This is a genomic window from Bacillus taeanensis, from assembly GCF_003318295.1.
Lineage (GTDB): Bacteria > Bacillota > Bacilli > Bacillales > UBA6769 > Maribacillus > Maribacillus taeanensis.
Window position 1 is genome coordinate 19,881 of the sequence record NZ_QOCW01000009.1, and the last position, 24,306, is coordinate 44,186.

Below are 24,306 nucleotides of genomic sequence, written 5' to 3' on the forward strand. Positions count from 1 at the left end.
AGTATCAAGAAAAAGAAAGAAGCTACCTGAGTTAGCTTCTTTCTTTTTCTTGATAATAATTTTTTAATACACTTTCAACATTTTCTAAGTGCTCAATGATAATCTGCTGGGCCTTGGTTACATTCTGTTGTTTAATCGCTTCGTAAATTTGTAAGTGTTCCTGATAAAGGCGCTCAGTTGTTGTTTGCTTAGAAAATAGCCATAGACGACGCGTTTCTCTCATAGACTCAACCATCATGCCGGACACATTACTCATTAAACCTTTTAAAATTGGATTATGTGTGGCGTCCGCGATGGCAAAGTGAAATTTTAAATCAGCTTTTTCGCCAAGCTCTTCATTACCAAGTCCATTTCTCATTTTAGTTAATGCCGCTAACATAACTTCTAAATCCTCATCTGTTCGTCTTAAAGCTGCTGTGCCTGCTGCACCAACTTCTAAAATTTTGCGAACCTCTAATAAATGAATAATATCTGTTTCATTCATTAATACTGCCGTGGATAAAGGCAGCGTTAACATCATTGGGTCAAACTCACGAACATAAGTGCCTTCGCCTTGTTTCATCTCTACTAAACCCATCGCTCGTAATGCACTTAATGCCTCTCGAACTGCTGAGCGGCCAACCTGAAAATTTTCAGCTAACTGCTGGACAGAATCCAGCTTATCACCTGGCTTCAGCTCTCCTTTATTAATCATCTCTAACAGTACTTCGGCAACTTCTTCATTTATTTTTCGTCGCTTAATTTGTTTATATTCCATTTCATACCACCTCTATTCAAGTCAACACTGATGGAAAGTATCTAAATTATACTATACTATCAGCTGTTCTAGTTTTAAAGATTAGAAAAAGCAAGAAAACAAATTGTATTTTATCTGCTGTTATTAAAAAAATATTTTTATTGATTTATGATTACGCTTACATTATGATGGTCATATAGTCATCTGATGACTATATGACCAGATTTAATTCTAGTTATACATAAGCAGAAGTTTTTTACTTTTATGTCTATTGGCTTGAGATTTTATTTAGTAAACTAAAGTTTAAGGAGGAAAAAGAATGAATATTGGATTATTATCTCTTATTGCTTTACTGCCTGTATTTTCCGTCTTTTTATTTCTCGTTATTTTAAAATGGCCGGCAAGCCGCGCTATGCCTGTTTCATTAATTGTAACCGCTTTAACAGCTATGTTTATTTGGGGGACAAAGACTAATGTCATAGCCGGAGCTGCTCTTAATGGTGTTGCTACAGCTTTAGATGTTATGTTTATTGTATTTGGAGCTGTTTTACTACTAAATACGGTGAAAGAAAGCGGAGCAATTACAACGATCCGCCAAGGCTTTATAAGCATTTCTCCTGACAGAAGAGTTCAAGCCATCATTATCGCTTGGTTGTTCGGGGCATTCATTGAAGGTGCTGCCGGCTTTGGTACTCCTGCAGCTATTGCAGCGCCACTTTTAGTAGCGATCGGCTTTCCAGCAATGGCAGCAGTGCTTGTTGCATTAATTATTCAAAGTACACCTGTATCATTCGGTGCCATTGGTACTCCGCTTCTTGTTGGAGTGAACGGCGGCCTTGTTGATCAACCCGCTGTATTAAATGCAATCGGTTCAATGGAATATAGACAATATTTATTACAAATTGTAGCAAATGTTGGAATGTTTCATGCCATTGTAGGGTTTTTAATTCCATTAATTATGGTTGGAATGTTAACTCGTTTCTTCGGTAAAACCCGTTCTTTTAAAGAAGGATTAAAGATTTGGAAATTTGCACTTTTTTCAGGAATCGCTTTTACTGTTCCATATTATATAATTGCCGTATTCCTTGGTCCAGAATTTCCATCTCTATTAGGTGCATTAATTGGCTTATTAATTGTCGTTCCATCGGCAAAATCTGGATTGTTCATGCCAAAGCAAGAAGAAATTTTTGATTTTGAAGACCGCGGTAAATGGGAAGCTGATTGGTTTGGCAAATTAAATCATGAGCAGCCGAAAGTGCTTGAAGGCGGCAAAAAGATTTCTTTAGTAATGGCTTGGGTTCCATATTTATTAGTAGCAGTTTTATTAGTAATTACTAGAATTGTAGAAGAAGTAAAAGCATTGATTACCCATCCTAATGTAACAATTTTAATTGAAGATTTATTCGGATCAGGAATTGCGATTAAATCAACACCATTATATTTACCGGGAGCTATCTTTGTTGTTGTCTCTTTCATTACCTATTTCCTACACGGTATGAAAGCAAAAGATTATGCAAAAGCATGGTCAGATTCATTTAAAACGGTTGTATCTGCAGGAGCTGCGTTAATTTTTGCTGTTCCAATGATTAAAATCTTCCTTAATACACAAACTGAGGCACTTGCAAGTATGCCGCTTGTTTTAGCAGAAGGTGTTTCGACTCTTGCTGGTTCATTATGGCCTGTATTCTCTCCAACAATTGGTGCACTTGGCGCCTTCATTGCTGGAAGTAATACATTTAGTAATATGATGTTTTCCTTATTCCAGTTTGGTGCTGCTGAAAATATCGGTCTTACAGCAGGTGGTGCTGGCTTTGTTGTTGCCCTTCAAGCAGTTGGCGGTGCAGCAGGTAATATGATTTGTGTACACAATGTTGTGGCTGCTTCTGCTACAGTAGGTTTAGTTGGTCAAGAAGGAAGCTTAATTCGAAAAGTATTAATTCCATTAACTTATTATTTATTGGCAGCTGGTACGTTAGGTATGGCTGTAATCGCCGGAGGCTTCAGTATTTGGTTCCTCGTTTACGGAGCAGTCGTCATTGGATTTATTTTATTTATGGTTTTAACAAAAGGAAAAGCTGAAAAAGAAAAGACAAAAAACAAACAAGAATTCACAGCATAAATAAATTACAATAGAGGTTGACTCATTCGGGTCAACCTCTTTGTTTATAACATGTAATAAAATAGTGAATAATACAAGTTTTTAATGATTACTAACTGTGGAGAGTGAACTATGATACGACCTTCCTTAGCAAAAAACATTATTTCAGAAGTAAGGAAACTTCTAGATGAAGATGTCATTGTTGTCGATGTAAACGGCATTATTATTGCCAGTACTGATGAAAGACGAGTTGGAACATTTCATGAAGGAGCCCTTATTTCCTATCGGGAACGCAATAAAATTATTATTACAGAGAACGATCAACATGCACTAGAAGGTGTAAAGGCAGGTATTAATTTGCCAATTTTTTTTCAACAGCAAATCGTCGGAATCATTGGCATTACCGGAGACCCCAGTAAAGTTTCGCAGTATGGTGAAATATTAAGAAAAATGACAGAATTACTTATTAAAGAAAGTTATTATTCAGAACAGCTGGAATGGCAGTCACGAACGCTTGAAGCTTTTGTATTTGATTGGATACAGCAGAAAGAATGGTCAAGTTCATTTCAAAACCAAGCAGAATTGTTGGGGATTGATTTAAATGTCCAAAGACAAGTGATTATAGGTCACTACCTGCGCAATAATGAAAATTTCATTCAACGAAACGTATGGAATGATGTGAGACAAACATTTATGATTGAAAGCAAAGACGTTTTTGTACGATGGGGCAATGAACGCTTTGTGTTATTACACGCTGTTAAAGGAAAAGAAAATAAGCAGCGCACCATGCATTTTATACAACAGCTAAAAAGTTATTTAACAGAAAAATATAATCAACCGATTTCGTTTGGAATTGGTCAAGCTGTTTCTCCAAATGATGTTTACCAATCGTTTGAGCAGGCTGAACGGGCTTTATCAGCTGCTAAACACACAAATGCTATCATTTTTGATGATGAGCTTCGCTTAGAAATGTGCTTACAAGATATTAAAAAACAAACACGTTTTGAATTTGTCAATCGAACGATTGCGCCTATTATAGAAGATCTGGAACTATTAGAGACATTGCGCACATTCCTAGATCAAAACCAATCATTTAAAAAGACTGCCGATACGCTTCATATTCATATTAATACGCTTCATTATCGTTTAAAAAGAATTGAGAAATTAACGAAGCTAAACCCAAGAAATTCTCATGATATCACTACCTTATATCTCGCCCTTTTATTTTTAGATGATTATCTAAAAATAAACAATTAAATCGTTTGATTTTTGGATAATCAACCATAGTTAATTATCCTTCTTTTTTTTATGATTAAAGTAGGCTTTGAGAAGAAACAACGAACCCTCAAAATTTTACTTTAATAACGGAAGGATGGTTTTCTTGATTTCAAATGAAATAAAGTTAAAACTTTGCAATATAGTAGGTTTGGAAAACTATGACGATTCAAATGTAGGCAGACTTGTTTATTCCTATGATGCAACACCACAATTTCAGTCAATGCCAGATGCTGTTATTTCACCAAGGAATACAAAAGAAGTTTCTGAGATTGTGAAAATTTGCAATGAACATCAAATTCCTATCGTACCAAGGGGCTCTGGAACAAACCTTTGTGCGGGAACATGCCCAACAGAAGGCGGGATTGTCCTTCTTTTTAAATATATGAACTCGATTTTAGAAATTGATGAAGAAAACCTTACCATAACGGTCCAGCCAGGTGTTATTACACTCGATATGATTACTGCGGTTGAAGAAAAAGGATTATTCTATCCGCCAGACCCAAGCTCAATGAAAATTTCAACGATTGGCGGAAACATTAATGAAAATTCCGGTGGTCTGCGCGGACTTAAATACGGTGTAACAAGAGATTATGTAATCGCTTTAGAAATTGTATTAGCAAATGGTGAAATCATCCATACAGGCGGTAAACTCGCAAAAGATGTCGCTGGCTACGATTTAACTCGTTTATTTGTAGGTTCAGAAGGTACGCTTGGTATTGTGACAGAAGCAACACTTAAGCTGATTCCAATGCCTGAATCTAAAATGACAATGCTCGCCCTTTATCAAGATATTGAAGCAGCGGCTAAAACGGTTTCAAAAATTATCGCCAATAAAATTATTCCAACAACACTCGAGTTTCTTGATCAGCCAACACTAGAAGTTGTGGAAGCGCATGCGCAAATTGGCCTCCCAACAGATGTAAAAGCTGTTCTTCTCATTGAACAAGACGGTCCAATTGAAGTTGTGAAACGAGATATCGAAAAAATGGCGCTGTTATGCGAGCAGGAACATGCAGTATCTGTTAAAATAGCGGAATCTGAAGCAGAAGCAGATGGTCTTCGCACAGCGCGCCGCTCTGCTCTTTCCGCTTTAGCTCGTTTAAAACCGACTACGATTTTAGAAGATGCGACGGTTCCACGTTCTGAAATCGCAAAAATGGTAAAAGCAACAAATGAAATCGCTGAAAAATATCAGCTTAACATTTGTACATTCGGACATGCTGGGGATGGAAACCTCCACCCAACCTGTTTAACAGATGTACGCAACCATGACGAAATTGAACGTGTAGAAAAAGCATTTGAGGAAATTTTTGAAAAGGCCATTGAGCTTGGAGGAACGATTACAGGTGAACATGGTGTTGGAATGATGAAAGCTCCTTATCTAGAATTAAAACTTGGTTCGGCAGGGATTGCTGCAATGAAAGCAATTAAAGACTCTTTTGATCCTAATAACATTATGAATCCTGGTAAAGTATTTGCAAAAGAATCTCGAAAACGGGTGGTGGTGACACAATGACAACTGTAAAAGAGCGTGAAACGATTCAACAGCAATTTAAAGAGCGGATGAGTGAAGATGAGCTTCTAAACTGTATGCGCTGCGGCTTTTGCTTACCGACCTGTCCTACTTATATTGAATCTGGGTTTCAAGAATCTCACTCACCAAGAGGAAGACTTGCTGTTATGAAAGCTGTTGTTGACGGAGTTATTGAACCGGATGAAGATGTTGAACGTTCACTTAACATGTGCTTAGGCTGCAGAGCTTGTGAACCTGTTTGTCCATCAGGCGTGAATTACGGTCATCTACTTGAAGAAGCACGCGATATTATTAATCAAAACAAAACACACTCTTTACCTGTCAGAACGATTCGTAAAGCGGTTTTTGAAGGTCTATTTCCCCATCAAAACCGGATGCGCACCTTAACAGGATTAATCGGTTTTTACCAGCGCTATGGTTTACAAAGTGCCGTACAATCAAGTGGGGTGATGAAACTGTTACCGAATAACTTATCTTCAATGGAAAAAGTACTTCCTGAAATCCCAACGATGAAAGAAATGAAAAGTCGTCCTACTCACCTTCCTGCTAAAACAACCGTTAAAAAACGTGTTGCCTTTTTCTCAGGCTGCCTGATGGATACGATGTTTATGAAAACAAATGACTCAACAATGAAACTACTACAGCTTGCAGGCTGTGAAATCGTCATTCCAACTGAACAAGCTTGCTGCGGGGCACTGCATGGTCACAGCGGGGAAAAAAATAAAGCAAAAGAGCTTGCAAAACGGAATATTGAAGCATTTGAAGACTTACAAGTTGACTATATTATTACAAATGCCGGCGGATGCGGCGCCTTTTTAATTGATTATGATCATCTCTTGAAAGATGAGCCTGAATGGGTGTTTCGTGCTAAGAAGTTTTCAAAGAAGTTAAAAGATATGTCCAGCATTTTAGTTGATTTACAATTTCATAAAAGGAAATTAAGTTTGCCGGCACAAGTCATTACTTATCAAGATTCTTGTCATTTAAAAAATGTTATGAAAACGTCAGCTGAACCTCGGTTACTTTTACAATCGATTGAAAATAGCGAGTATCGCGAAATGAAAAATGCTGATCAGTGCTGCGGCTCAGCTGGAATTTATAATATCGTTGAATCTGAAATGTCGATGCAAATTCTTGACTCTAAAATGAAAAATACAAAAGCAACGGAAGCGACAACAATCGTAACCGCTAACCCTGGCTGCTTGCTGCAAATGAAGCTTGGAATTGAACGAGAAGGGTTAACAGGAAAAGTTCGCGCGGTTCATATCGCAGATCTGCTTATTGAAGCTGCACAGTCTCCTGTCCCAGAAATAGAAAGCTAAAAAAGGAAATCATTTCGATTTCCTTTTTTTGATAGAGGAGTGTTTTCTCTTTCTGGATCATTAAAAAGATCCTTATCAACTATTAGTGCCGTTTATTTCAGCGATTCCTCTCCCCGAACGGTTTCAATTATTTTATTTACCAAAGTTTCCCCATCCTTCGCTTCAATCGTTGTTAATTGGATGCGGGAAAATGGTTTTACTCTACACTCTAAACATCTTCTAAAACAATCAACAACATAGACTTTTACTTCATCAGCATAGTCTCTTTGGAGAATATCTACAGCTTCACCAGCCTCTGTTACTTTAACGTTTCGCTCACAAAACTTAGCACTTCTCATTTTACTATTCCTTTCATCAAAAGGTAACTCAAAAGCATAGGGTCAGACCCTAATCATTTAACCTCTTCTATTCTTCATCATAATGAGTAAATTGAATATCCAATGTACGAAGGTATGTTTGAAGACCTGCATCTTGAATTGGGATGATAAATGCTGGTTCCCCAGATTCATTGTGATGTGAATGCCACAATCCTGGAGGAGTAACAAAAGCTTTCCCTGTTTCCCAATCAATACGAATCGGATCAATAATTTCCTTTGTAACAGGATCAATTTTATCTCCAACTAACGTATATGTACCAGGTTCTGCATAAGCTACAAAGTCGAGAGCGACCGACTTATGGCTGTGAGGAGCTTGATTCGAACCAACAGGCACAATTCCAAACATAGCCCATAATACATGTGTAATTGTTAGCGTTTGATCAAATTTTTGATTGTTTAACAAAATAGAGATACGATTTTTCAAATGCGCATCTGGTGCATTTGCTACTTCATCCAATTTTTCTTTCGCTTGTTCAGCTGTAAAAAGTGTCGGCTTAAAGCGTGCTTTTGTCGCTTTTGCTCCTAGATAATCAAGAATTGGTGTATCAATAATATAGTAGATTGTGGTATCTTCTGCTGCTGTATGTGTGCTAACCGATCCAGATGGGAGTGTTAAAAAATCTCCCTTCTTCCAGTTAATCGTTTCACCGTTTACCTCTGTACTTCCGGCACCGGAAATAATGTAATATAGTTCACTCGTTGCATTTGGTTCTGTATTAATCGAATCCCCTTTATTGATTCGCATAAAGTGAGCAAGAAGTGATGGACTTGTCGCCGGATATTCCGTTTTCAGATCGTTCGCAAGATCCAATGTTACGATACGAGTTTCGCCTGAGTTATATAATTCAGGTCCAAATTCTTTCGCTGGAAGAGGGGTAATGATACCGCTTCCAATCGGGTCAGCCGCAGTAGAATATTCATAAAAACGAGCATCACCCGTCCAGTTTTCATTTACAGTTCCTACAGATAATTGCCCTGGTTGTGCATGTTTAGTCATATATAACCCTCCTGTTATCTTTATGACTCTATCATATCTTGACTGATAATGTTTGTAAAATATATAATTTGTATTACTATAATATGTTTTATGTATAACTGAAAAGCAGGTGATAACTGATGGAACTTCGACAGCTTCAATATTTTATTACTGTAGCTGAAGAATTAAATTTCAGCCGTGCAGCTGAACGGCTTCGGATTACACAACCTCCTTTAAGCTTACAAATTCAAAACTTAGAGAAGGAGTTAGGTATTGTACTGTTTTATCGAAATAACCGTCATGTAGAATTAACGGATGCAGGAAAATTATTTTTCGACGACGTACGCAAAATGTTCGATCATCTAGACCGTGCTGTTGAAAATGCGCAGCGTACTCATCATGGGGAGATTGGAAAGCTGACGGTTGGTTTTGTTGGGTCTGCTACTTATGATATTCTTCCTTCTGTTCTGCGAGAATTTCGCAGTTTATATCCGGACGTTCAGGTCCATCTTCTTGAACTGTCCACACCTATGCAAATCGAAACATTGCTTGAAGAGGAAATTGATGTAGGCGTGTTAAGACCTCCTGTTCATTATGAAGCATTACGTACTGAAATTGTATCTATTGCTCCTTGTGTATTAGCCGTTCCAAAACAACATCCATTATTGGAAAAAGAAAACCTTTCTCTTCTCGACCTTACGCCTTATCCTTTTGTAATGTTATCGAGAAAAACGTGGGCAGGCTTATATGATGAAATTCTAGGATTATGCAATCCGATCATCCAACAAGAGGCACTCGAGTTTCAAACTGTCATTGGTTTAGTTGCCGCAGGTATGGGGATCGCAGTCGTTCCACAATCAGCTATGAATTTGCATACTCAAGAGGTCGTGTATCTAGATTTTAACAATCAATTACCTGCCGCCTCCATGGGTATCTCTTGGCGCAGGACTGATCAATCTCCTTTAGTAAAAACCTTTATAGAAATAGCCAAAGAATGGGATAAAAATAATTGAATGAATACATACTCATCTAAATAAACTATTTGTCTGAACCCACTCTCTGTAAAAAAGAAAACACCAACTTTAAGCGAACTGTACCAATGCTCTAAAAGTTGGTGTTTTTTCATAATTTCGATCTTAATAACTTACTTAGTTCACTCAATTTGAATGCTATGTTTTTCTAAAATTACCCATTAACTCAGCTGTGCTAGTAATGTTTACAAATGCTTTGTCATCTACTTTTGCGATAAGTTCTTTTAACACTTCCACCTCATAACGTGAAACGACTGTATAAAGGATGCTTCTTCCTTCATTGGAATAGGCTCCTTCCCCTTTCCAAACAGTAATGCCTCGAACAACATTTTTCAGCAGTTCTTGTTTCACTTCCTCACCTTTTCGGGTAATAATCGTTACCGTTAGTTTTAAATGAGAAGTATGAATCGCATCAATCACTTTTCCAGTTACAAAAATAGACGCCATTGTAAATAATGCCTTGTCCCAATCGAACAGAAAACCTGCGACAAACACAACGGCCGCATTTAAGGCAAACATAATCGTTCCAAGCGGGATTTCCTTTTTTTTAGTGATACCTAAACCAATAATGTCAAAACCACCTGTTGAACCTTGATATTTAAAAACTAACCCGATGCCAATTCCGCCGATTGCCCCTCCAAATACGGCTGACAGCAGCGGATCCTGCGCAAGTGCTTCTTTCGGAATAATTTGCATGGAAAAAGATGTTACAACGATCGAAATCATCGTATAAAAAATTAACCTCCTCCCCAGTACTTTATATCCGTAAATCACAATGGGAATATTGAGAATTAAAATCATAAATCCAGAGTTTATACCAGGCATTTTTAAACCAATAATAAACGCAATTCCTGTTACTCCAGAAGATAATACTTCATGAGGAAGTAAGAACATATTAAAGGAAAAGGCAATAATAATAGATGCAATAATAATTACAGTTAAACGCACAATCATAAAAAATCTCCTTTCTCTTTCCTAATAAGTGTAGCCAAAATCCCTTAAAAATAATGCTTTCCCTTTAGCGCAACTTTTTAGACATCAAAAAGGTAATAGTAAATGCAAAACATTACACTGAAATCATATACAGCCTTCCCTTTTGTCAACCATCTCCAAAAGATGTTCATAAATCTGACACAAAATTCTTAAATATTTATAATTTTTTGATTTTTCTTGCAGGAATATGTAACATTATATACAAATAATAAACTAATTGGCGAAACTGCCAAAAATAATCTTATATACAAGAAGGAGGAAATGACATGAAGACAACTAAAAACAGATGGCTCATCGCGTTATCAGCAATTGCCATTCATCTATCTATCGGTGCTGCCTATGCTTACAGTGTGTACAAAAAGCCTTTAGTCGACACAATGGGTTGGTCATTAACCGATGTAACCTTAGCATTCACAATAATGATGGCGCTTGCAGGATCTTCTGCTGCTGTGTTTGGGAAATTTGTTGAAAGAAATGGTCCAAGGAAATCCGCCATGGTTGCAGCAGTATTATTCGGGTTAGGACAAGCTGGTTCCGGTTTAGCTGCTGCCGTTGATTCTCTCACACTTTTCCTGCTTACATACGGTTTATTAAGCGGACTTGGATTAGGAATCGGCTATATCTCACCTGTTTCTACACTTGTCAAATGGTTTCCTGACCGCAGAGGCTTAGCTACAGGGATGGCAGTACTTGGGTTTGGTACAGGCGCTCTTATTACCGCTCCCGTTGCAGCAAGCCTAATCGAATCGATTGGCATCGAAATAACCTTCTACATCCTCGGAATCAGTTATTTTATTTTAATGATTCTTGGCGCTTCTTATATCGCTCCTCCTGAAGAAGGTTGGATGCCAAAAGGAATGGAAAAAGATGTGTTATCCGGTAATAAAGAAGGTAAAAAAGATTTAGCACAGTTAACCGCAAAAGAAGCGGTAAAAACCAAACACTTTTGGATGCTCTGGACAATGATGCTGATTAATACAAGTGCAGGAATTATGATGATTTCAGTTGCTTCTCCGATGGCACAAGAAGTTGTTGGCTTATCTGCCGCAGCGGCTGCTGCGATGGTAGGAATTATGGGGATTTTTAACGGCGGCGGAAGACTTGGTTGGGCCGCGGCTTCTGACTATATTGGCCGACCTACTGTTTTTATGATTTTCTTTATCATTCAAATCGTTGCGTTCATCTCGCTTCCTTTAACAACAAATGCCCTATTGTTCCAAGCATTTATTTTGCTCGTTGTTAGCTGCTATGGTGGAGGTTTTTCTAACCTGCCTGCATTTATTGGAGATTTATTTGGAACAAAACAACTTGGCGCCATTCACGGCTATCTTTTAACAACTTGGTCTCTTGGCGGTGTATTTGGTCCAATGTTAGTCGCAACAATTAAAGAAAATACAGGCAGTTATATTCCAGTCTTCTATGTATTTACAGGCTTAATTCTTTTTGCTTTCCTTATTTCGATTATGCTTCGTTTAGATATTAAAAAAATTCAAAATGGACAGCCGCAAAAAAGCGTTGGTCATACAGCAAGAAAACTTTCTTAATAAAGTAAGAGGATGACGTATTCAAATCATCCTCTCGTAACTTCTTTAAATCCCGCTATTAGTTCTGATAGTTCTTGTTTCGTAATCGTTCGAAAATCAATGATTACTTTGTTTTCTTTAATTCGTGTAACAATCGCTGGGGTACCTTTTCTTAACCTTTCAGAAAGTTCATGTGAGGACAAGTGCTCATTCGTAACCGCTACAGCAAATGTCGGAAGTTCCACATCAGGCATTGTTCCTCCTCCAATCTGTGAGATTTCGTTTATTAGTTCAGCTTGAAAGGACGATGTCTGCTGTGTAAGTTCTTTTAGAAATGCTTCAGCGCGCTCTTTTATTTCTTCAAGCGGCTCGATAATATCACGAACAGTTGGAAGCTCTTTGAGGGCTTCCTCTCCCAATAAATACATTTTTAATGTTGATTCAAGTGCCGCGAATGTCATTTTATCAACACGAAGCACGCGTGCTAATTGATGTTTCTTTAGCTTAGCAATAATCTCTTTTTTTCCAGCAATAATTCCTGCCTGCGGTCCACCTAACAATTTATCACCGCTAAACGAAACCACATCCACTCCCGCATCAATCACTTCTTTTACGACTGGCTCATCACCAATTCCAGCGCTTTTAAAATCATAAAGTGAGCCGCTTCCTAGGTCTTCATAAAAAATAAGATGTGGATGATGATCTTTCAATGCGACAAGTTCTTCTGTCTCAACAGATTTTGTAAAACCAATCGTTTTAAAATTACTTGTATGTACTTTCATCATCATCGCGGTCTGTTCATTAATCGCGTTTTCATAATCATAAAGATGGGTTTTATTTGTAGTACCAACCTCAATTAAATGGGCACCGCTTTCCTCCATAATTGAAGATACTCGAAAGGAGCCGCCAATTTCAACGAGCTGACCGCGCGAAACAATTACTTCCTTTTCTTTCGCTAACGCTCGTAATACAAGATAAACAGCAGCTGCATTATTGTTTACAACCATTGCCGCTTCAGCACCGGTTACTTCAGTAAGCAGCTCTTCAATAATGTCATGACGTGAGCCTCGTTTTCCTTCCGCTAGTTTATATTCTAAATTAGAATAGTGACGAGCCGCATCGATTACATGTTCCACTGCTTTGTCACTTAAACGCGCTCTCCCTAAATTTGTATGCAAAATCGTTCCTGTCCCATTAATGACTTGCTTTAAATAACCTTCTTTTAAATTTGTAACTCTTCTTTCTGTATTTTCAAAAATCAATTCCGTAAAATTTGGTTTATTGTCTTCATCAATTTGCAGTTTATTTTGTAACAACTGCTCTCTTATCAAATTAATTTCTTCTTGAAGAACTTTCGTTAGCCTTGACTTTTCTAAAGAAATTTCATCTAATATGCTATTAAAACGCTCATCTTTTTGCAGTTCATGGACTGGCGGCAGTTCTCGTAAATATTTTTTCATTGTTTACCCCTCCATTACGTTTATTATATCAGCAAAAAATGGAAAATTAAAAATCGTCTGCTGGTACGACTAACTAGAAAAAAGAGGCCGACTTAAAGTATAAGATCGGCCTCTTCTCAACATCATTAAAACTTTTCATCCATTTTGTTGATAATTTCCTCTACTTGTGGAAATTTTCCTGTTTCTTTCTTAGAATAAATTTTTTCCTCATTTACGGTCACTTCAAATATCCCACCTGAAGCTGGAATAAGTTCCAATGAGGTAATCTTTCCTCGAAAGTGTGTAAATAGCTGTTCCGCAAGACCTGCGGCTTTTGGTGAATAGTTTCACATCATGCAAAATTCAATTGCTACTTTGTAACTCATCTAAAAAACTCCTTTAACCATTGATAAGTTTATTGTACAAAATGAAAAACTAAATTTAAAATGTTTTGCTTATCACTGTTTTAATTTTACCCATTTCCGCTCATTTTCTAAACGAGAGGTGAGCTTTAATTCATCAAGCAGCTCTAAAAACGGAATTAAATATTTTCTTGGAAGCTCTAAAATTTCTTTCGCAGTCTTTAAATCAAATGATTGTTCTGTTTCTTGTTTTAAGTGAGATAACGCTTTTTCAAACGATAATTTATGAACAAGCAGATGCTCATCCAATTTATAGGCTTCCCCGCTTTGAAGTAAAAATGTTTGCAGGTCTACAATTTCTTTCTCAGGAATTTGTGAAGCTTTTACATATTCCTCCCATCGTTTTACCGCGATCCCATCGCTTTTTAAATGATCAATGATTTGATTCATCCGTTTTTCCCACTTTTTAGGAAAGTGAGAGGCAAAAGATTGTAAAGCGATATATTGTTCGCTCTTTTTTAATTTACTCTTCTCAACTAGCTTTTCAACCGCAAACTCAACATATAACTTTGGATAAAAGTCTCTATACGATTGAACAAGTTCTGCTTTATTTATACCGATTCTCATTGGATACTGTTCATGATAATCTTTTACCGCATTCACCAGTTCATCCTGCAGTGTGATTAACTGATGTGAAAGGATAAAACGATCGTTCGTCATTTCGATAATGTTGTTATTTTCAACTTCTTTTTTTAACACATCATGTAATTCATGTTCATTTAATGATGTATACTGCATGATCTGCTGCATATCAAGCAATTTATACTCAAATAAAACATCTTTCAGGCGATCTTCTGGTGTTCCTTCTTTCTTTTTCATTAAAGCTTCAATCGTTTCAACGCCAAATCGGTATTTTTCGCCTTTAGGGTCAATCACCCAGCCTCCACCAACTGTTTCAACAGGTGTTGGCCTTCTTAAAATAAATCGATCGCCGCGGCGCACAACAACCTCTTCATGAAGACGAAGCTGACAAAGCACTTCATCGCTCGTTTGTTTTACTTCATTTCGATCAAAAAAGACGATCGTTCCCATCACTTCTGATGTGCCAACATGAATTTTCACTAGAGAGCGCTGCTTGATTGGCGAGTTCATTTCATCAACAAATTTTAAAGAAACATCAATGACCTTTGTGACTAGAAAATGATCGGAGGAAACAAGAACATCGCCGCGCTGAACTTCCTCTTTTGTAATACCGCCTAAATTAATCGCCGTTCTCTGTCCTGCCCGCGCTTCATCTGTCTCTTGGTGATGGACTTGAATTTGCCGTGCTTTTACTTTTTTCTGTTGAGGAAGAACGATTAATGGACTTCCTTTTCTCACCAGTCCTTCGTAAATCGTGCCGCGCACAACCGTTCCCTGCCCCTGCACTGTAAACACTTGATCAATTGGCAGCCGAAACGATCCATAGCTGTCGCGGGTTTCAATCTCGTTTAATTCATAAAAAATTTTTTCTTTTAACTCGTCAATTCCTTTTTTTGAAATGCTGTCTGCATAAACAACAGAGGCATCATGAAAAACAGTGCTTGCCAACTGCTCCTGAATATCTAGTGTGACAATTTCCAGAAACTCTTCATCGACTGTATCAATTTTTGTGATTACGACAATACAGCGCTTGATCCCAAGAAACTCAAGGATTTCAATATGTTCCTTCGTTTGCGGCATTGTCCCTTCATCTGCCGCAATCACAAGAAGAACAAGATCAATCCCCGCCACTCCGGCAATCATTTGCCGAATAAACCGCTCATGACCGGGCACATCGACAACAGAAACATGCATGTTATCTTTCATATGTAACGGTGCATAGCCTAATTCAATCGAAATGTTTCGCTCTTTCTCTTCCTTTAGCCGATCGGTATCAACATTCGTCAGCGCTTTTGTTAATGTTGTTTTACCGTGATCAATGTGACCTGCCATGCCAATCGTATAATACTTTGTATCCAATTCTGTCACCAACTTTTACTTTTAAATGTTATGTCATTTCTACTTTAATTGGAAAACAGCCACTGTTCAAGTAATTGGATTAGTTAGTGAATAGTTAGGTTATCTGATACGAAAGCTTATCACTTGCGAAATGAAGTCATTTTAGATAGAATGGTTTTTGCAGCTAAGAAAATTCATATGGGGTTGGATGGGTAACTGGTGTTCCCCTGAGTCTTCAAAACTCTGAGGGGCCTGCGTGCCAGGCTCGGTGGGTTCGATTCCCACACAGTCCCGCCAATATTGGGTTTTGGAATTTTGGTTAGGCAGATATACCACAAATTTTCGAGGCGATTTTAGAGAGGTTCCAATGGGTACTTTGAGACTCTTTGGGGAATTTGCAATTTATAGAACTGTTATTGACCTGCTACAAAAAATTGTAGGAGGTAATTAGTATGCAGAGAAACAAGTCCTCAACTACCCGTAAAACACGCGGATAATAAAAAAAAGACCGACTAATTTATCGGTCTGCTCTGTTACATAATTGTACACTTAGCTTAACAAAAACTCTAAAGATTACCGGTTATCCATAGTAATAGGTACCATGCCCATGGTGGAAGCCATAGCCTGGATAATAGCCGCTATGACCGTGATGGTAACCATAGCCCGGATAATAGCCGCCATGACCGTGATGGTAACCGTAGCCTGGATAATAGCCGCCGTGCCCATGATGATAACCATAGCCTGGATAATAGCCGCCATGACCATGATGATAACCATAGCCTGGATAATAGCCGCCATGGCCATGATGGTAAGAAGGTCTTTGCTGATCATCAAAACTTTCATAGGATTGACTTTCCATTTTTTCCTCTCCCTCAACCACATATTCCAAAATAGTGTATGTGTCTATTTTGGAGGAAGTGTAGGCACCCGCCTATTTTTAAGAAAGAGAACTAAATAAAAAGCGAGCTGGATAGTTTTCAAGCTCGCTATTACTAAAGATTTCAAATGTGATTTTTTAGTGTGAACGGTCAAATTAGTAAAAAAACAAACAGAACCTTCCTAATACTCTTTTATCATGTACCACAAAAAGTTCGGTAAGGACGTGCTGATGGCGGAGGCGGTGTACAGTAATCAGCCTGCTCAGGAGTGTGTGCGTATGGGTTTGAAAGAGCACCAAGAAGCTTCTCCATCACACCATAATCTCCTTGCTTCACCGCAGCTGAGAGCGCCTCTTCTACGCGATGGTTGCGAGGAATTAGCGCAGGGTTAGAGTTTCTCATCAACTGCTGTGATGCGTCTTTTGATTGCTGCTGCCTGCCTAGTCGTGCCTGCCAGCGCTCATGCCACTCTTTAAATTCTTCTGTGCCAAACAGGTCTATATTTTCATGTTTATCAAAAGTTAATGCTATGAAAGTATTTGTATAGTCTGCATGATCTTTCTCCATCATTTTAAGGAGATCTTCAATAAGAGCTTCATCCTCTGATTCTTCATTAAATATTCCGAGTTTTGCTCTCATGCCTGTGATCCAGTTAGATTGATACAACTCACCAAAACTTGAAATGGCCTCTTGCGCCAGTTCAAGACCCTTCTCCCCATTTTCATGTAGAAGCGGAATGAGCGTTTCAGCAAACCTTGCAAGATTCCACCCGCCAATATACGGCTGATTGCCGTATGCATAGCGACCTTGGGCATCAATCGAGCTAAATACCGTTTTCGGGTCATACGTATCCATAAAGGCACATGGACCATAATCAATCGTTTCTCCGCTAATCGTCATATTATCAGTGTTCATCACCCCGTGAATAAAACCAACAATCTGCCATTTCGCAATCAGCTCGGCTTGACGCTCAATCAATTTTTTAAGCAGCAAAAGATAGCAATTTTCATCAGCTTCAATTTCTGGATAATGGCGTTTTATCGTATAGTCAGCTAGAGCGCGAAGGTCCTCAACTGTCCCCCATCCTGCCGCATATTGAAAGGTACCGACGCGCAGATGACTAGAAGCCACACGGGTGAGAACAGCACCAGAGAGTTCTGTTTCCCGAATGATTGACTCACCAGTTGTCACAACTGCTAGGCTGCGGGTAGTCGGAATACCGAGCGCATGCATCGCTTCGCTAATAATATATTCACGCAGCATCGGTCCAAGTGCCGCTCGACCATCGCCTCCGCGGGAATATGGCGTTCTACCTGAACCTTTAAGCTGAATATCAAACCGCTCACCTTTAGGCGTAATCTGCTCGCCAAGAAGCAGTGCCCGACCGTCCCCTAACATATTAAAATGTCCGAATTGATGGCCGCCGTAAGCTTGAGCCAGCGGAAATCCGCCTTCAGGAATCTTGTTTCCAGCAAACACCTCTATACTATCTTCACTTTGCAGCGCCTCATCGTTCAATCCCAGTGATTCTGCTAACGGAGAATTGAAAATAATCAACTTCGGTGAGCGTACAGGGTTTAGATTAAGACTGCTAAAAAAGGTTTTTGGCAGACGAGCGTAACTGTTATCTAAGTTCCATCCTGTTTTTATTGTTTCTTTTTTTTGTGTCATTGTATCTCCTTTTCCTCTTTTGTCTTTTTGTATTTTCATCTTTTCGCTTTCCTAAAATAAAAATCATACATATCCTCAACTAATTTTAGTGATCTACCTTTATACTAACGCAATAAAAGCTGTTTTAGTGTCTACTTTTACCAATTTATTATACTTCTTTCATACAAACATAACACCCGTTGAACAATTAATTCAACTCTCTTAATAAATCAAACAATAAATCAAAAATTTCTCATAAGGATTTTGCTCATAAACGCCTGGTAGAATTACTTCCTTCTTTAACTCAAAAGAAGGATGATTTTCTAAAAAATAAACATAATCTTCTGATCCATAATATAAAATGATCTCGACTTCCCGTGCTGCTTGTTCAACTGAAAGCAGGATGTTGTTTACCACTTTCATAAAGATTTGAACCGAAAATGGATTAAAGAAATAAAATCGGTTATCTAGGGAATCAATCTGGTACTCTTCTACATAACAGCAGCAAAACTGAATGTCATCTTTACTATGTTTTACTTTTTTAAAATAGTTGTTTTTATTTTCTATAGCTTCATTGTAAAAAACCTCGTTCATTTCGACCCCTACGACAGATGCTTTGTAGAAATAATGAATATAAAAATTTAACCGTCCTTTTCCGCAGCCAAAATCAACAACCCGATCACTGCTTTTCACTTCATAGTTTTCAAATAAAGTCTCTAATGCCTCATATGGTGTTGCTTCATAGCGGTGATAATGAGACGAGTTATTAAATCCTTTTTGGTGTATTCTCGTATTGATGTTCAGTAATTCATCATAAGTTTTTTCTTTCATTAGTTTCTCCTTATATTAATTCCTGCAAAATTTTGAAATATTATTATCATAGCATAAAAACTTATAAACCAAGCCGCATTGTTTGCATAAAAAATGGAAGATTATTATTCTTATAGTTAAGGATGGTGATAAAATGAGTGAACCAATTGCGTTAACGAAAATCACGATTATTCAAAAAGATACCGCTAATAAAATCCGCGAAGCTTACATAGAAGGCTTTGAAGAACCTCTTCTTTTTGGCGTTCACGGAGGGGTAAAAAGATTTTACGATGTCGAGCCGGAAGTGGAATATCCTTCAACATTAGACCACATCGTTGCAGCTGCTGGCGGCTGACTGGTCGGGACCCTTTCTGGCGCGCTGGAGGCGCGTAAAATTCCGACTTCACCTGACAAAGTAAAGGCAAATATTCAAGGTACGATTGAAGCACCTGAAGGCGTTTTAAAAATCACAAAAATCAGCTGTCACTACAACGTGAAAGTTCCAGATGGAAAAGTAGATGCCGCTGAGCGAGCACTGTCTGTATTTGAGAAAGGCTGTCCAGTCGCTCAAACGCTGAAAGGCGCTGTTGAGTTCGAGCACACATGGGACATTGAAGTGTATTAAAATGAATGGAGACTAACTTTCTACGGTGAAAGTTAGTCTCTTTCGTATCATGAAACAAATTATTTGAAACATCCTGCTTTTGATGAAACAATACTAAAAGATAATCCCAACAAAATGTAAGGAGATGATGATATGAAAGTATTTGTTGTTGGAGCAAATGGACAAATCGGCACACACCTTATCAATTTGTTAAAGGAAAGTAATGACCATACAGTAAGAGCGATGGTTAGGAAAAAAGAACAAGCAGAATCTTTAGAAAAAGAAGGAATTGAAACAGCTTTAGCTGATTTAGAAGGCAATGTTGATGAAATTGCTGAAGCGGCTAAAGGCTGTGATGCAATTGTATTTACTGCTGGTTCTGGCGGACATACAGGTGCAGACAAAACGCTTTTAATCGATCTCGATGGCGCAGCAAAAACAATTGAAGCTGCTGAAAAAGCAGGCATTAAACGCTTTGTTATGGTGAGTGCGCTGCAGGCTCATAATCGCGAAAATTGGAATGAAAAAATTAGACCTTATTATGCCGCTAAACATTATGCAGACAAAATTCTTGAACAAAGCGATTTAACGTATACGATTATTCGCCCAGGCGGCCTGTTAAACGAGCCGGGTACTGATAAAGTGTCAGCTGCTGAGAACTTAACGCGAGCATCCATACCTCGTGAAGATGTTGCAAAAACAATTACGGCGGCTTTAAATGAAGAAAATACGTTTAAACGTTCATTTGATCTTATTTCTGGTGAGCATTCCATTTCTAATGCATTAAAATCGATTTAATCAAAAAAGGTTGGCAAAATTGGGTATAACACCCTAAAACTTGTCAACCTTTTTTCTTTCACTTATTGATTATGAAGTTTACCAAGCTCCGCAAACACTGTGTCATAATCTTCTTTACTTTGTGCCTTAAACGAAGTGTTAGTATATACAAGAGTTCCCTCTTTATCAACCACAAACACAGAGCGCTTTGCTGTTTCATTTTTTTCATCAAATACATCGTATTGTTTTGCCGTTTTTTTATGCCAGTCTGATAAAAGCGGATAAGGCAGTGTTCCAAGACTTGCCGCAAAAACATTGTGTGCGTAAATATGATCAACACTAATGGCGAGCACTTCTGTATGAAGCTCTTCAAACTTTTTGTAATCCTCTTTCCAAGAGGTAATTTCCTTAATTCAGCCAGGTGTAAAATCAAGTGGATAAAACGCAACAAGGACATTTTTCTTTCCGCGGTAATCTGATAATGCAATCTTTTCCTTACTCAAAGCATTTGTTGTCGCGGATAATAAAAAGTCAGGTGCAGCTTCACCAATTTTTAAAGATGCTTCCAAGATTTCTCCCCCTCTCTTTTATCTAAATTTAAAAATCCCTTAGTACTTTTTCCATTTTTAGTTCTTATTAAACCTTTACTTGCTTCACTCATTATTTTGTAAGCAGTAAATATGACACCTACAAATAATTTCGTGATAATAGAAGCATGATCAATAAAGTAAACGAATTTTTACACCTTTTAGATAAGCAGAATGTTAAGGATGTGACAAAATGAAAATTGTTTTAGTAACACCAAATTACCATCAACCGCGCGGAAACACGATTACTGTAAAGCGAATATCAGATAAGTTAAATAGTCGTGGCATTGAAACCGAGATTGTTTCAATTACAGAAGATCATCACGTAAATATGCTTCCCCCTGCAGATCTTGTTCACGGCTTTCACGCTTATCGTTTCTTTAAGTTTAAGGAAACACTCCACCAAAAAATGGATACGTATGTAATTACAATGACCGGAACTGATTTAAACCATGATTTGTTTAATGATGAAAGACGCAGCGATGTAATTCAATCAGTGACAGAAGCATCAGCTGTTCATGTTTTTAGCGAAAAAGCGCGCAATATCTTATTGAAAGAAGTTCCGGAAATTAAAGAGAAAACGTTTGTCATCCCACAAGGAACAACTAATTTTACTACTACCGATTTTACAATCCAAAAAGAAGACAATACCTTTTTATTTGTACTTCCAGCCGGCATACGAAAAGTAAAAAATGTACCGTTTGCGATTCACACATTAAAAAAACTGCATGAAAAACTACCTTATGTTCGCCTTTTACTCGTCGGACCAATTATCGAAAAAGACGAAGGCCAGCTTGTCAAAAACCTTGTTGAAGAAAACAAAGACTGGGTACAATACATTGGACAAGTATCTCATCATGAAATGGGTGCCATTTATAAACATGCCGATGCTGTGTTAAACACCTCACACTCAGAAGGACAATCCACTGCGATTATTGAGGCGATGAGCTTAAGAATACCTCTTTTAGTTTCAGGAAATGAAGGAAACCTCAGCCTGATCACACATAATCAAACCGGCTTTGTCTATAACGATGAAGGCGAATTTCTTGAATATGCGGAGCAATTAGTCAATAATTACGAAATAAGAGAACAATTTGGAGAAGCTGCCGAAAAGCATATTAATAAACATCATACCAACACATCAGAAGTTGAAATGCTCTTAAAAATATATGAAGATGTGCTGGTAAAACCTTAAAGAAAATATTCATTCTCCCCTCTTCTCTATTTGTTTTAATAAAAAGAAAAAGGAGTGAATAAATTGTCAAAAAAAGATGAAGTTATTAAGTTAACGAATTTATCAACAAAAGGCGGCTGAGGATGCAAAATTGGTCCTGAAGACCTGTCGCAAGTTTTGCGTCATTTACCAAAATCGACTCCCGATCCAAACTTACTCGTTGGTCTTGATACATCTGATGATGCAGGCGTATATAAAATTAACGATGACACAGCCCTCGTTCAGACATTAGATTTTTTTACACCGATTGTTGATGATCCTTATATGTTCGGTCAAATTGCTGCCGCAAACTCATTAAGCGATGTGTACGCAATGGGTGGAAAACCAATCACGGTAATGAATATCGTTGGTTTCCCAATCAGCACGTTAGATAAAAGCATTTTAGCTAATATTTTAGTTGGTGCTTCTGATAAAGTAAAAGAATCAGGTGCTGCTTTAGTTGGCGGTCACTCGATTGATGATCAAGAACCAAAGTTCGGCTTATCTGTAACAGGGACTGTGCACCCTGACAGCATTTTATCAAATGCCGGTGCAAAGCCTGGTGACCGACTTATTTTAACAAAGCCAATTGGTGTTGGGATTTTAACAACTGCTATTAAAAAAGATCTACTTGAGCAAGAAGACCTAGACAGAGTGATGAATGTAATGGCCGCTTTAAATAAGGATGCTGCTGAAGCAATGGAACAGTACAACGTAAATGGCTGTACAGATGTTACGGGCTTTGGTTTACTCGGCCATGCAATTGAATTAGCCGAAGGAAGCGGTGTCGGCATTACGATTAACAGTAAAGCTGTTCCGATTTTACCGCGGACAAAAGAACTTGCTGAACAAAATATTATTCCAGGCGGCACAAGAAAAAATCATAAGTGGCTCGCTGATCGCATCCAATATGATCCAAGTATTAGTGAACTTGACCAGCTCATTCTTTGCGATGCGATTACATCAGGCGGACTGCTTATTTCTGTACCAGAAGCAGAAGCGGAAGAATTACAGCAAACACTTCAAGAGAAAAATGTTGAATCCGCGATTATTGGTGAAGTAACAAAGCAATCACCAGGCTGTATAAAAGTCATCTAAAAGGACTCGTAATAGAGTCCTTTTATTAGAAATAATATAGAAAGTAAAAGTTTAACGTGTAGTATTAACAGTTAGTCACATATAAAACCGGTTATTTTTATGCATTCACTAGGGAGGAATCTTTATGAAAAAACAACTTATCTTATTCTACATACTTTGTTTAACACTCATATTAGCAGCCTGCGGAGGCGCAGCAAATGAAGGAAACGAAGCGGCTGAACCGACTGAAGAAACAGCCGAAACAGAAACCTTTACAATCGGCGTAATCCCAGCACAAACAGAAGGTGAAATGGAAGGGGCAATGGATAAACTGCAAACCGTTCTATCCGAAAAGTTAGATCGCGACGTTTCGATTGAAGTATACCCAGATTATAATGGTGTTGTTGAAGCAATGAATTTCGATAAAATTGATATGGCTTATTTCGGTCCGTTAACATATGTTGTTGCTCATCATAAAAGCGGTGCACAAGCAATTATTACACAGTTAATTGATGGCGAACCGTTTTATCATTCTTATATGATTACACATAAAGAAAATCCTTATCATTCAATCGAAGACTTACTAGCAAATCCTGGTGAAGTTGATTTTGCTTTTGGTGATATTAACTCAACTTCCGGCTCATTAATTCCGTCAATTGAATTACAAGACCGCGGTGTATACACGTCTGAGGATGAACATCAATTTAAATCTGTTCGCTTTACAGGTTCACACGATGCAACAGCACTCGCTGTTCAAAACAAACAAGTAACTGCCGGCGCGATTGACAGCGCGATTTTTAATCAGCTCGTTGAATCTGGAAAAATTGATGGCGAACAAATTAAAACAATTTGGGAATCTGATAAATTATTCCAATATCCATGGGCTGTTCACAAAAATACCGACGAAGAAACGATTCAAGCGCTTCAGGAAGCATTTTTAGCGATTGAAGATCAAGAAATTTTAGATGCGTTTGGTGCAACTGGCTTTACAAAAGCTTCGAATGAAGATTATCAGAGCATCAGAGACGCTGCGATTAAACAAGGAATCATTAACGAATAGA

At 38.0% G+C, this 24,306-nt stretch carries 22 protein-coding genes, 1 tRNA gene and 1 pseudogene; 13 read left to right on the top strand and 11 right to left on the bottom strand.

What is annotated here, in order from left to right; translation table 11 throughout:
* Nucleotides 1-31 precede the first annotated feature (31 nt).
* The gene (locus DS031_RS10130; RefSeq protein WP_113805963.1) at nucleotides 32-757 is read right to left on the bottom strand and encodes a FadR/GntR family transcriptional regulator; all 726 of its coding nucleotides are present in this window, start codon (nucleotides 755-757) and stop codon (nucleotides 32-34) included.
* 298 nt (nucleotides 758-1,055) lie between these two features.
* Between DS031_RS10130 and DS031_RS10135 the strand changes: the two genes are divergently transcribed.
* From DS031_RS10135 to DS031_RS10150, 4 genes are all read left to right on the top strand, one after another.
* Nucleotides 1,056-2,855, top strand: a complete 1,800-nt coding sequence (locus DS031_RS10135; RefSeq protein WP_113805964.1) for an L-lactate permease — start codon at nucleotides 1,056-1,058, stop codon at nucleotides 2,853-2,855.
* A gap of 111 nt (nucleotides 2,856-2,966) precedes the next feature.
* Entirely contained in the window at nucleotides 2,967-4,091 is a 1,125-nt protein-coding gene (locus DS031_RS10140; RefSeq protein ID WP_113805965.1) for a CdaR family transcriptional regulator, read from the top strand.
* 115 nt (nucleotides 4,092-4,206) lie between these two features.
* Entirely contained in the window at nucleotides 4,207-5,628 is a 1,422-nt protein-coding gene (gene glcD / locus DS031_RS10145) for a glycolate oxidase subunit GlcD (protein WP_425451956.1), read from the top strand.
* Nucleotides 5,625-6,968 (top strand): (Fe-S)-binding protein, encoded by a 1,344-nt coding sequence (locus DS031_RS10150; RefSeq protein WP_113805967.1) that lies wholly within the window; start codon nucleotides 5,625-5,627, stop codon nucleotides 6,966-6,968. The genes glcD and DS031_RS10150 overlap by 4 nt, the downstream gene beginning before the upstream one ends.
* Before the next feature lie 92 nt (nucleotides 6,969-7,060).
* Here the strand turns inward: DS031_RS10150 and DS031_RS10155 are convergent, their stop codons facing one another.
* Nucleotides 7,061-7,306: a DUF1450 domain-containing protein gene (locus DS031_RS10155; RefSeq protein ID WP_113805968.1), complete on the bottom strand. Its 246-nt coding sequence runs from the start codon at nucleotides 7,304-7,306 to the stop codon at nucleotides 7,061-7,063.
* 67 nt (nucleotides 7,307-7,373) lie between these two features.
* A complete protein-coding gene (locus DS031_RS10160) occupies nucleotides 7,374-8,342 on the bottom strand; it encodes a cupin domain-containing protein (protein ID WP_113805969.1) in 969 nt (322 codons plus the stop codon).
* 119 nt (nucleotides 8,343-8,461) lie between these two features.
* Here DS031_RS10160 and DS031_RS10165 point away from each other — a divergent pair, with 119 nt between their 5' ends.
* On the top strand, nucleotides 8,462-9,334 hold the full coding sequence (locus tag DS031_RS10165) for a LysR family transcriptional regulator (RefSeq protein WP_113805970.1): 873 nt from the start codon (nucleotides 8,462-8,464) through the stop codon (nucleotides 9,332-9,334).
* A 156-nt stretch (nucleotides 9,335-9,490) separates the two neighbouring features.
* Here DS031_RS10165 and DS031_RS10170 read toward each other — a convergent pair whose 3' ends face one another.
* Complete coding sequence (locus tag DS031_RS10170) at nucleotides 9,491-10,303, bottom strand: YitT family protein (RefSeq protein WP_181833109.1); 813 nt, start codon at nucleotides 10,301-10,303, stop codon at nucleotides 9,491-9,493.
* 308 nt (nucleotides 10,304-10,611) lie between these two features.
* Between DS031_RS10170 and DS031_RS10175 the strand changes: the two genes are divergently transcribed.
* A complete protein-coding gene (locus DS031_RS10175) occupies nucleotides 10,612-11,889 on the top strand; it encodes an L-lactate MFS transporter (protein ID WP_113805972.1) in 1,278 nt (425 codons plus the stop codon).
* Between the two features lie 26 nt (nucleotides 11,890-11,915).
* Here the strand turns inward: DS031_RS10175 and selA are convergent, their stop codons facing one another.
* The 3 genes and pseudogenes from selA to selB form a co-directional block, all read right to left on the bottom strand.
* Nucleotides 11,916-13,328: an L-seryl-tRNA(Sec) selenium transferase gene (gene selA, locus DS031_RS10180; protein WP_113805973.1), complete on the bottom strand. Its 1,413-nt coding sequence runs from the start codon at nucleotides 13,326-13,328 to the stop codon at nucleotides 11,916-11,918.
* Between the two features lie 125 nt (nucleotides 13,329-13,453).
* Nucleotides 13,454-13,642 (bottom strand): annotated as a pseudogene (locus DS031_RS10185) (Rdx family protein); the annotation flags it as partial.
* Nucleotides 13,643-13,765: 123 nt separating this feature from the next.
* Nucleotides 13,766-15,679 (bottom strand): selenocysteine-specific translation elongation factor, encoded by a 1,914-nt coding sequence (gene selB / locus DS031_RS10190; protein WP_342767239.1) that lies wholly within the window; start codon nucleotides 15,677-15,679, stop codon nucleotides 13,766-13,768.
* Between the two features lie 170 nt (nucleotides 15,680-15,849).
* Here selB and DS031_RS23615 point away from each other — a divergent pair.
* A tRNA-Sec gene (locus tag DS031_RS23615) sits at nucleotides 15,850-15,946 on the top strand.
* Between the two features lie 283 nt (nucleotides 15,947-16,229).
* Here the strand turns inward: DS031_RS23615 and DS031_RS10200 are convergent.
* The 3 genes from DS031_RS10200 to DS031_RS10210 form a co-directional block, all read right to left on the bottom strand.
* A complete protein-coding gene (locus tag DS031_RS10200; RefSeq protein ID WP_113805977.1) occupies nucleotides 16,230-16,508 on the bottom strand; it encodes a hypothetical protein in 279 nt (92 codons plus the stop codon).
* A gap of 214 nt (nucleotides 16,509-16,722) precedes the next feature.
* Complete coding sequence (locus DS031_RS10205; protein WP_113806087.1) at nucleotides 16,723-18,198, bottom strand: protein adenylyltransferase SelO; 1,476 nt, start codon at nucleotides 18,196-18,198, stop codon at nucleotides 16,723-16,725.
* 201 nt (nucleotides 18,199-18,399) lie between these two features.
* Nucleotides 18,400-19,008, bottom strand: coding sequence for a class I SAM-dependent methyltransferase (locus DS031_RS10210; RefSeq protein ID WP_113805978.1), 609 nt, complete (start codon nucleotides 19,006-19,008; stop codon nucleotides 18,400-18,402).
* A gap of 133 nt (nucleotides 19,009-19,141) precedes the next feature.
* On the opposite strand from DS031_RS10210, the gene DS031_RS10215 reads away from it, so the two are divergent.
* From DS031_RS10215 to DS031_RS10225, 3 genes are all read left to right on the top strand, one after another.
* The gene (locus tag DS031_RS10215) at nucleotides 19,142-19,342 is read left to right on the top strand and encodes a hypothetical protein (RefSeq protein WP_113805979.1); all 201 of its coding nucleotides are present in this window, start codon (nucleotides 19,142-19,144) and stop codon (nucleotides 19,340-19,342) included.
* Nucleotides 19,343-19,612, top strand: coding sequence for an OsmC family protein (locus tag DS031_RS10220; RefSeq protein WP_113805980.1), 270 nt, complete (start codon nucleotides 19,343-19,345; stop codon nucleotides 19,610-19,612). It begins immediately after the preceding gene.
* A gap of 132 nt (nucleotides 19,613-19,744) precedes the next feature.
* Complete coding sequence (locus tag DS031_RS10225) at nucleotides 19,745-20,389, top strand: SDR family oxidoreductase (protein ID WP_113805981.1); 645 nt, start codon at nucleotides 19,745-19,747, stop codon at nucleotides 20,387-20,389.
* Between the two features lie 62 nt (nucleotides 20,390-20,451).
* Here the strand turns inward: DS031_RS10225 and DS031_RS24115 are convergent, their stop codons facing one another.
* Entirely contained in the window at nucleotides 20,452-20,937 is a 486-nt protein-coding gene (locus DS031_RS24115) for a redoxin domain-containing protein (protein WP_281269113.1), read from the bottom strand.
* A gap of 211 nt (nucleotides 20,938-21,148) precedes the next feature.
* Between DS031_RS24115 and DS031_RS10240 the strand changes: the two genes are divergently transcribed.
* The 3 genes from DS031_RS10240 (at nucleotide 21,149) to phnD (ending at nucleotide 24,305) form a co-directional block, all read left to right on the top strand.
* Nucleotides 21,149-22,150: a glycosyltransferase family 4 protein gene (locus DS031_RS10240; RefSeq protein ID WP_113805984.1), complete on the top strand. Its 1,002-nt coding sequence runs from the start codon at nucleotides 21,149-21,151 to the stop codon at nucleotides 22,148-22,150.
* Between the two features lie 84 nt (nucleotides 22,151-22,234).
* Nucleotides 22,235-23,266 (top strand): selenide, water dikinase SelD, encoded by a 1,032-nt coding sequence (selD, locus tag DS031_RS10245; protein WP_425451960.1) that lies wholly within the window; start codon nucleotides 22,235-22,237, stop codon nucleotides 23,264-23,266.
* A gap of 124 nt (nucleotides 23,267-23,390) precedes the next feature.
* Nucleotides 23,391-24,305, top strand: a complete 915-nt coding sequence (phnD, locus tag DS031_RS10250; protein ID WP_113805986.1) for a phosphate/phosphite/phosphonate ABC transporter substrate-binding protein — start codon at nucleotides 23,391-23,393, stop codon at nucleotides 24,303-24,305.
* Nucleotide 24,306: the final 1 nt, after the last annotated feature.

What these genes read in the sequence shown, in the direction of transcription:
- DS031_RS10130 (WP_113805963.1), bottom strand. Translation starts at nt 757, where the DNA reads ATGGAATATAAACAAATTAAGCGACGAAAAATAAATGAAGAAGTTGCC.
- DS031_RS10135 (WP_113805964.1), top strand. Translation starts at nt 1,056, where the DNA reads ATGAATATTGGATTATTATCTCTTATTGCTTTACTGCCTGTATTTTCC.
- DS031_RS10140 (WP_113805965.1), top strand. Translation starts at nt 2,967, where the DNA reads ATGATACGACCTTCCTTAGCAAAAAACATTATTTCAGAAGTAAGGAAA.
- glcD (WP_425451956.1), top strand. Translation starts at nt 4,207, where the DNA reads ATGGTTTTCTTGATTTCAAATGAAATAAAGTTAAAACTTTGCAATATA.
- DS031_RS10150 (WP_113805967.1), top strand. Translation starts at nt 5,625, where the DNA reads ATGACAACTGTAAAAGAGCGTGAAACGATTCAACAGCAATTTAAAGAG.
- DS031_RS10155 (WP_113805968.1), bottom strand. Translation starts at nt 7,306, where the DNA reads ATGAGAAGTGCTAAGTTTTGTGAGCGAAACGTTAAAGTAACAGAGGCT.
- DS031_RS10160 (WP_113805969.1), bottom strand. Translation starts at nt 8,342, where the DNA reads ATGACTAAACATGCACAACCAGGGCAATTATCTGTAGGAACTGTAAAT.
- DS031_RS10165 (WP_113805970.1), top strand. Translation starts at nt 8,462, where the DNA reads ATGGAACTTCGACAGCTTCAATATTTTATTACTGTAGCTGAAGAATTA.
- DS031_RS10175 (WP_113805972.1), top strand. Translation starts at nt 10,612, where the DNA reads ATGAAGACAACTAAAAACAGATGGCTCATCGCGTTATCAGCAATTGCC.
- selA (WP_113805973.1), bottom strand. Translation starts at nt 13,328, where the DNA reads ATGAAAAAATATTTACGAGAACTGCCGCCAGTCCATGAACTGCAAAAA.
- DS031_RS10200 (WP_113805977.1), bottom strand. Translation starts at nt 16,508, where the DNA reads ATGGAAAGTCAATCCTATGAAAGTTTTGATGATCAGCAAAGACCTTCT.
- DS031_RS10205 (WP_113806087.1), bottom strand. Translation starts at nt 18,198, where the DNA reads ATGACACAAAAAAAAGAAACAATAAAAACAGGATGGAACTTAGATAAC.
- DS031_RS10210 (WP_113805978.1), bottom strand. Translation starts at nt 19,008, where the DNA reads ATGAAAGAAAAAACTTATGATGAATTACTGAACATCAATACGAGAATA.
- DS031_RS10215 (WP_113805979.1), top strand. Translation starts at nt 19,142, where the DNA reads ATGAGTGAACCAATTGCGTTAACGAAAATCACGATTATTCAAAAAGAT.
- DS031_RS10225 (WP_113805981.1), top strand. Translation starts at nt 19,745, where the DNA reads ATGAAAGTATTTGTTGTTGGAGCAAATGGACAAATCGGCACACACCTT.
- DS031_RS10240 (WP_113805984.1), top strand. Translation starts at nt 21,149, where the DNA reads ATGAAAATTGTTTTAGTAACACCAAATTACCATCAACCGCGCGGAAAC.
- phnD (WP_113805986.1), top strand. Translation starts at nt 23,391, where the DNA reads ATGAAAAAACAACTTATCTTATTCTACATACTTTGTTTAACACTCATA.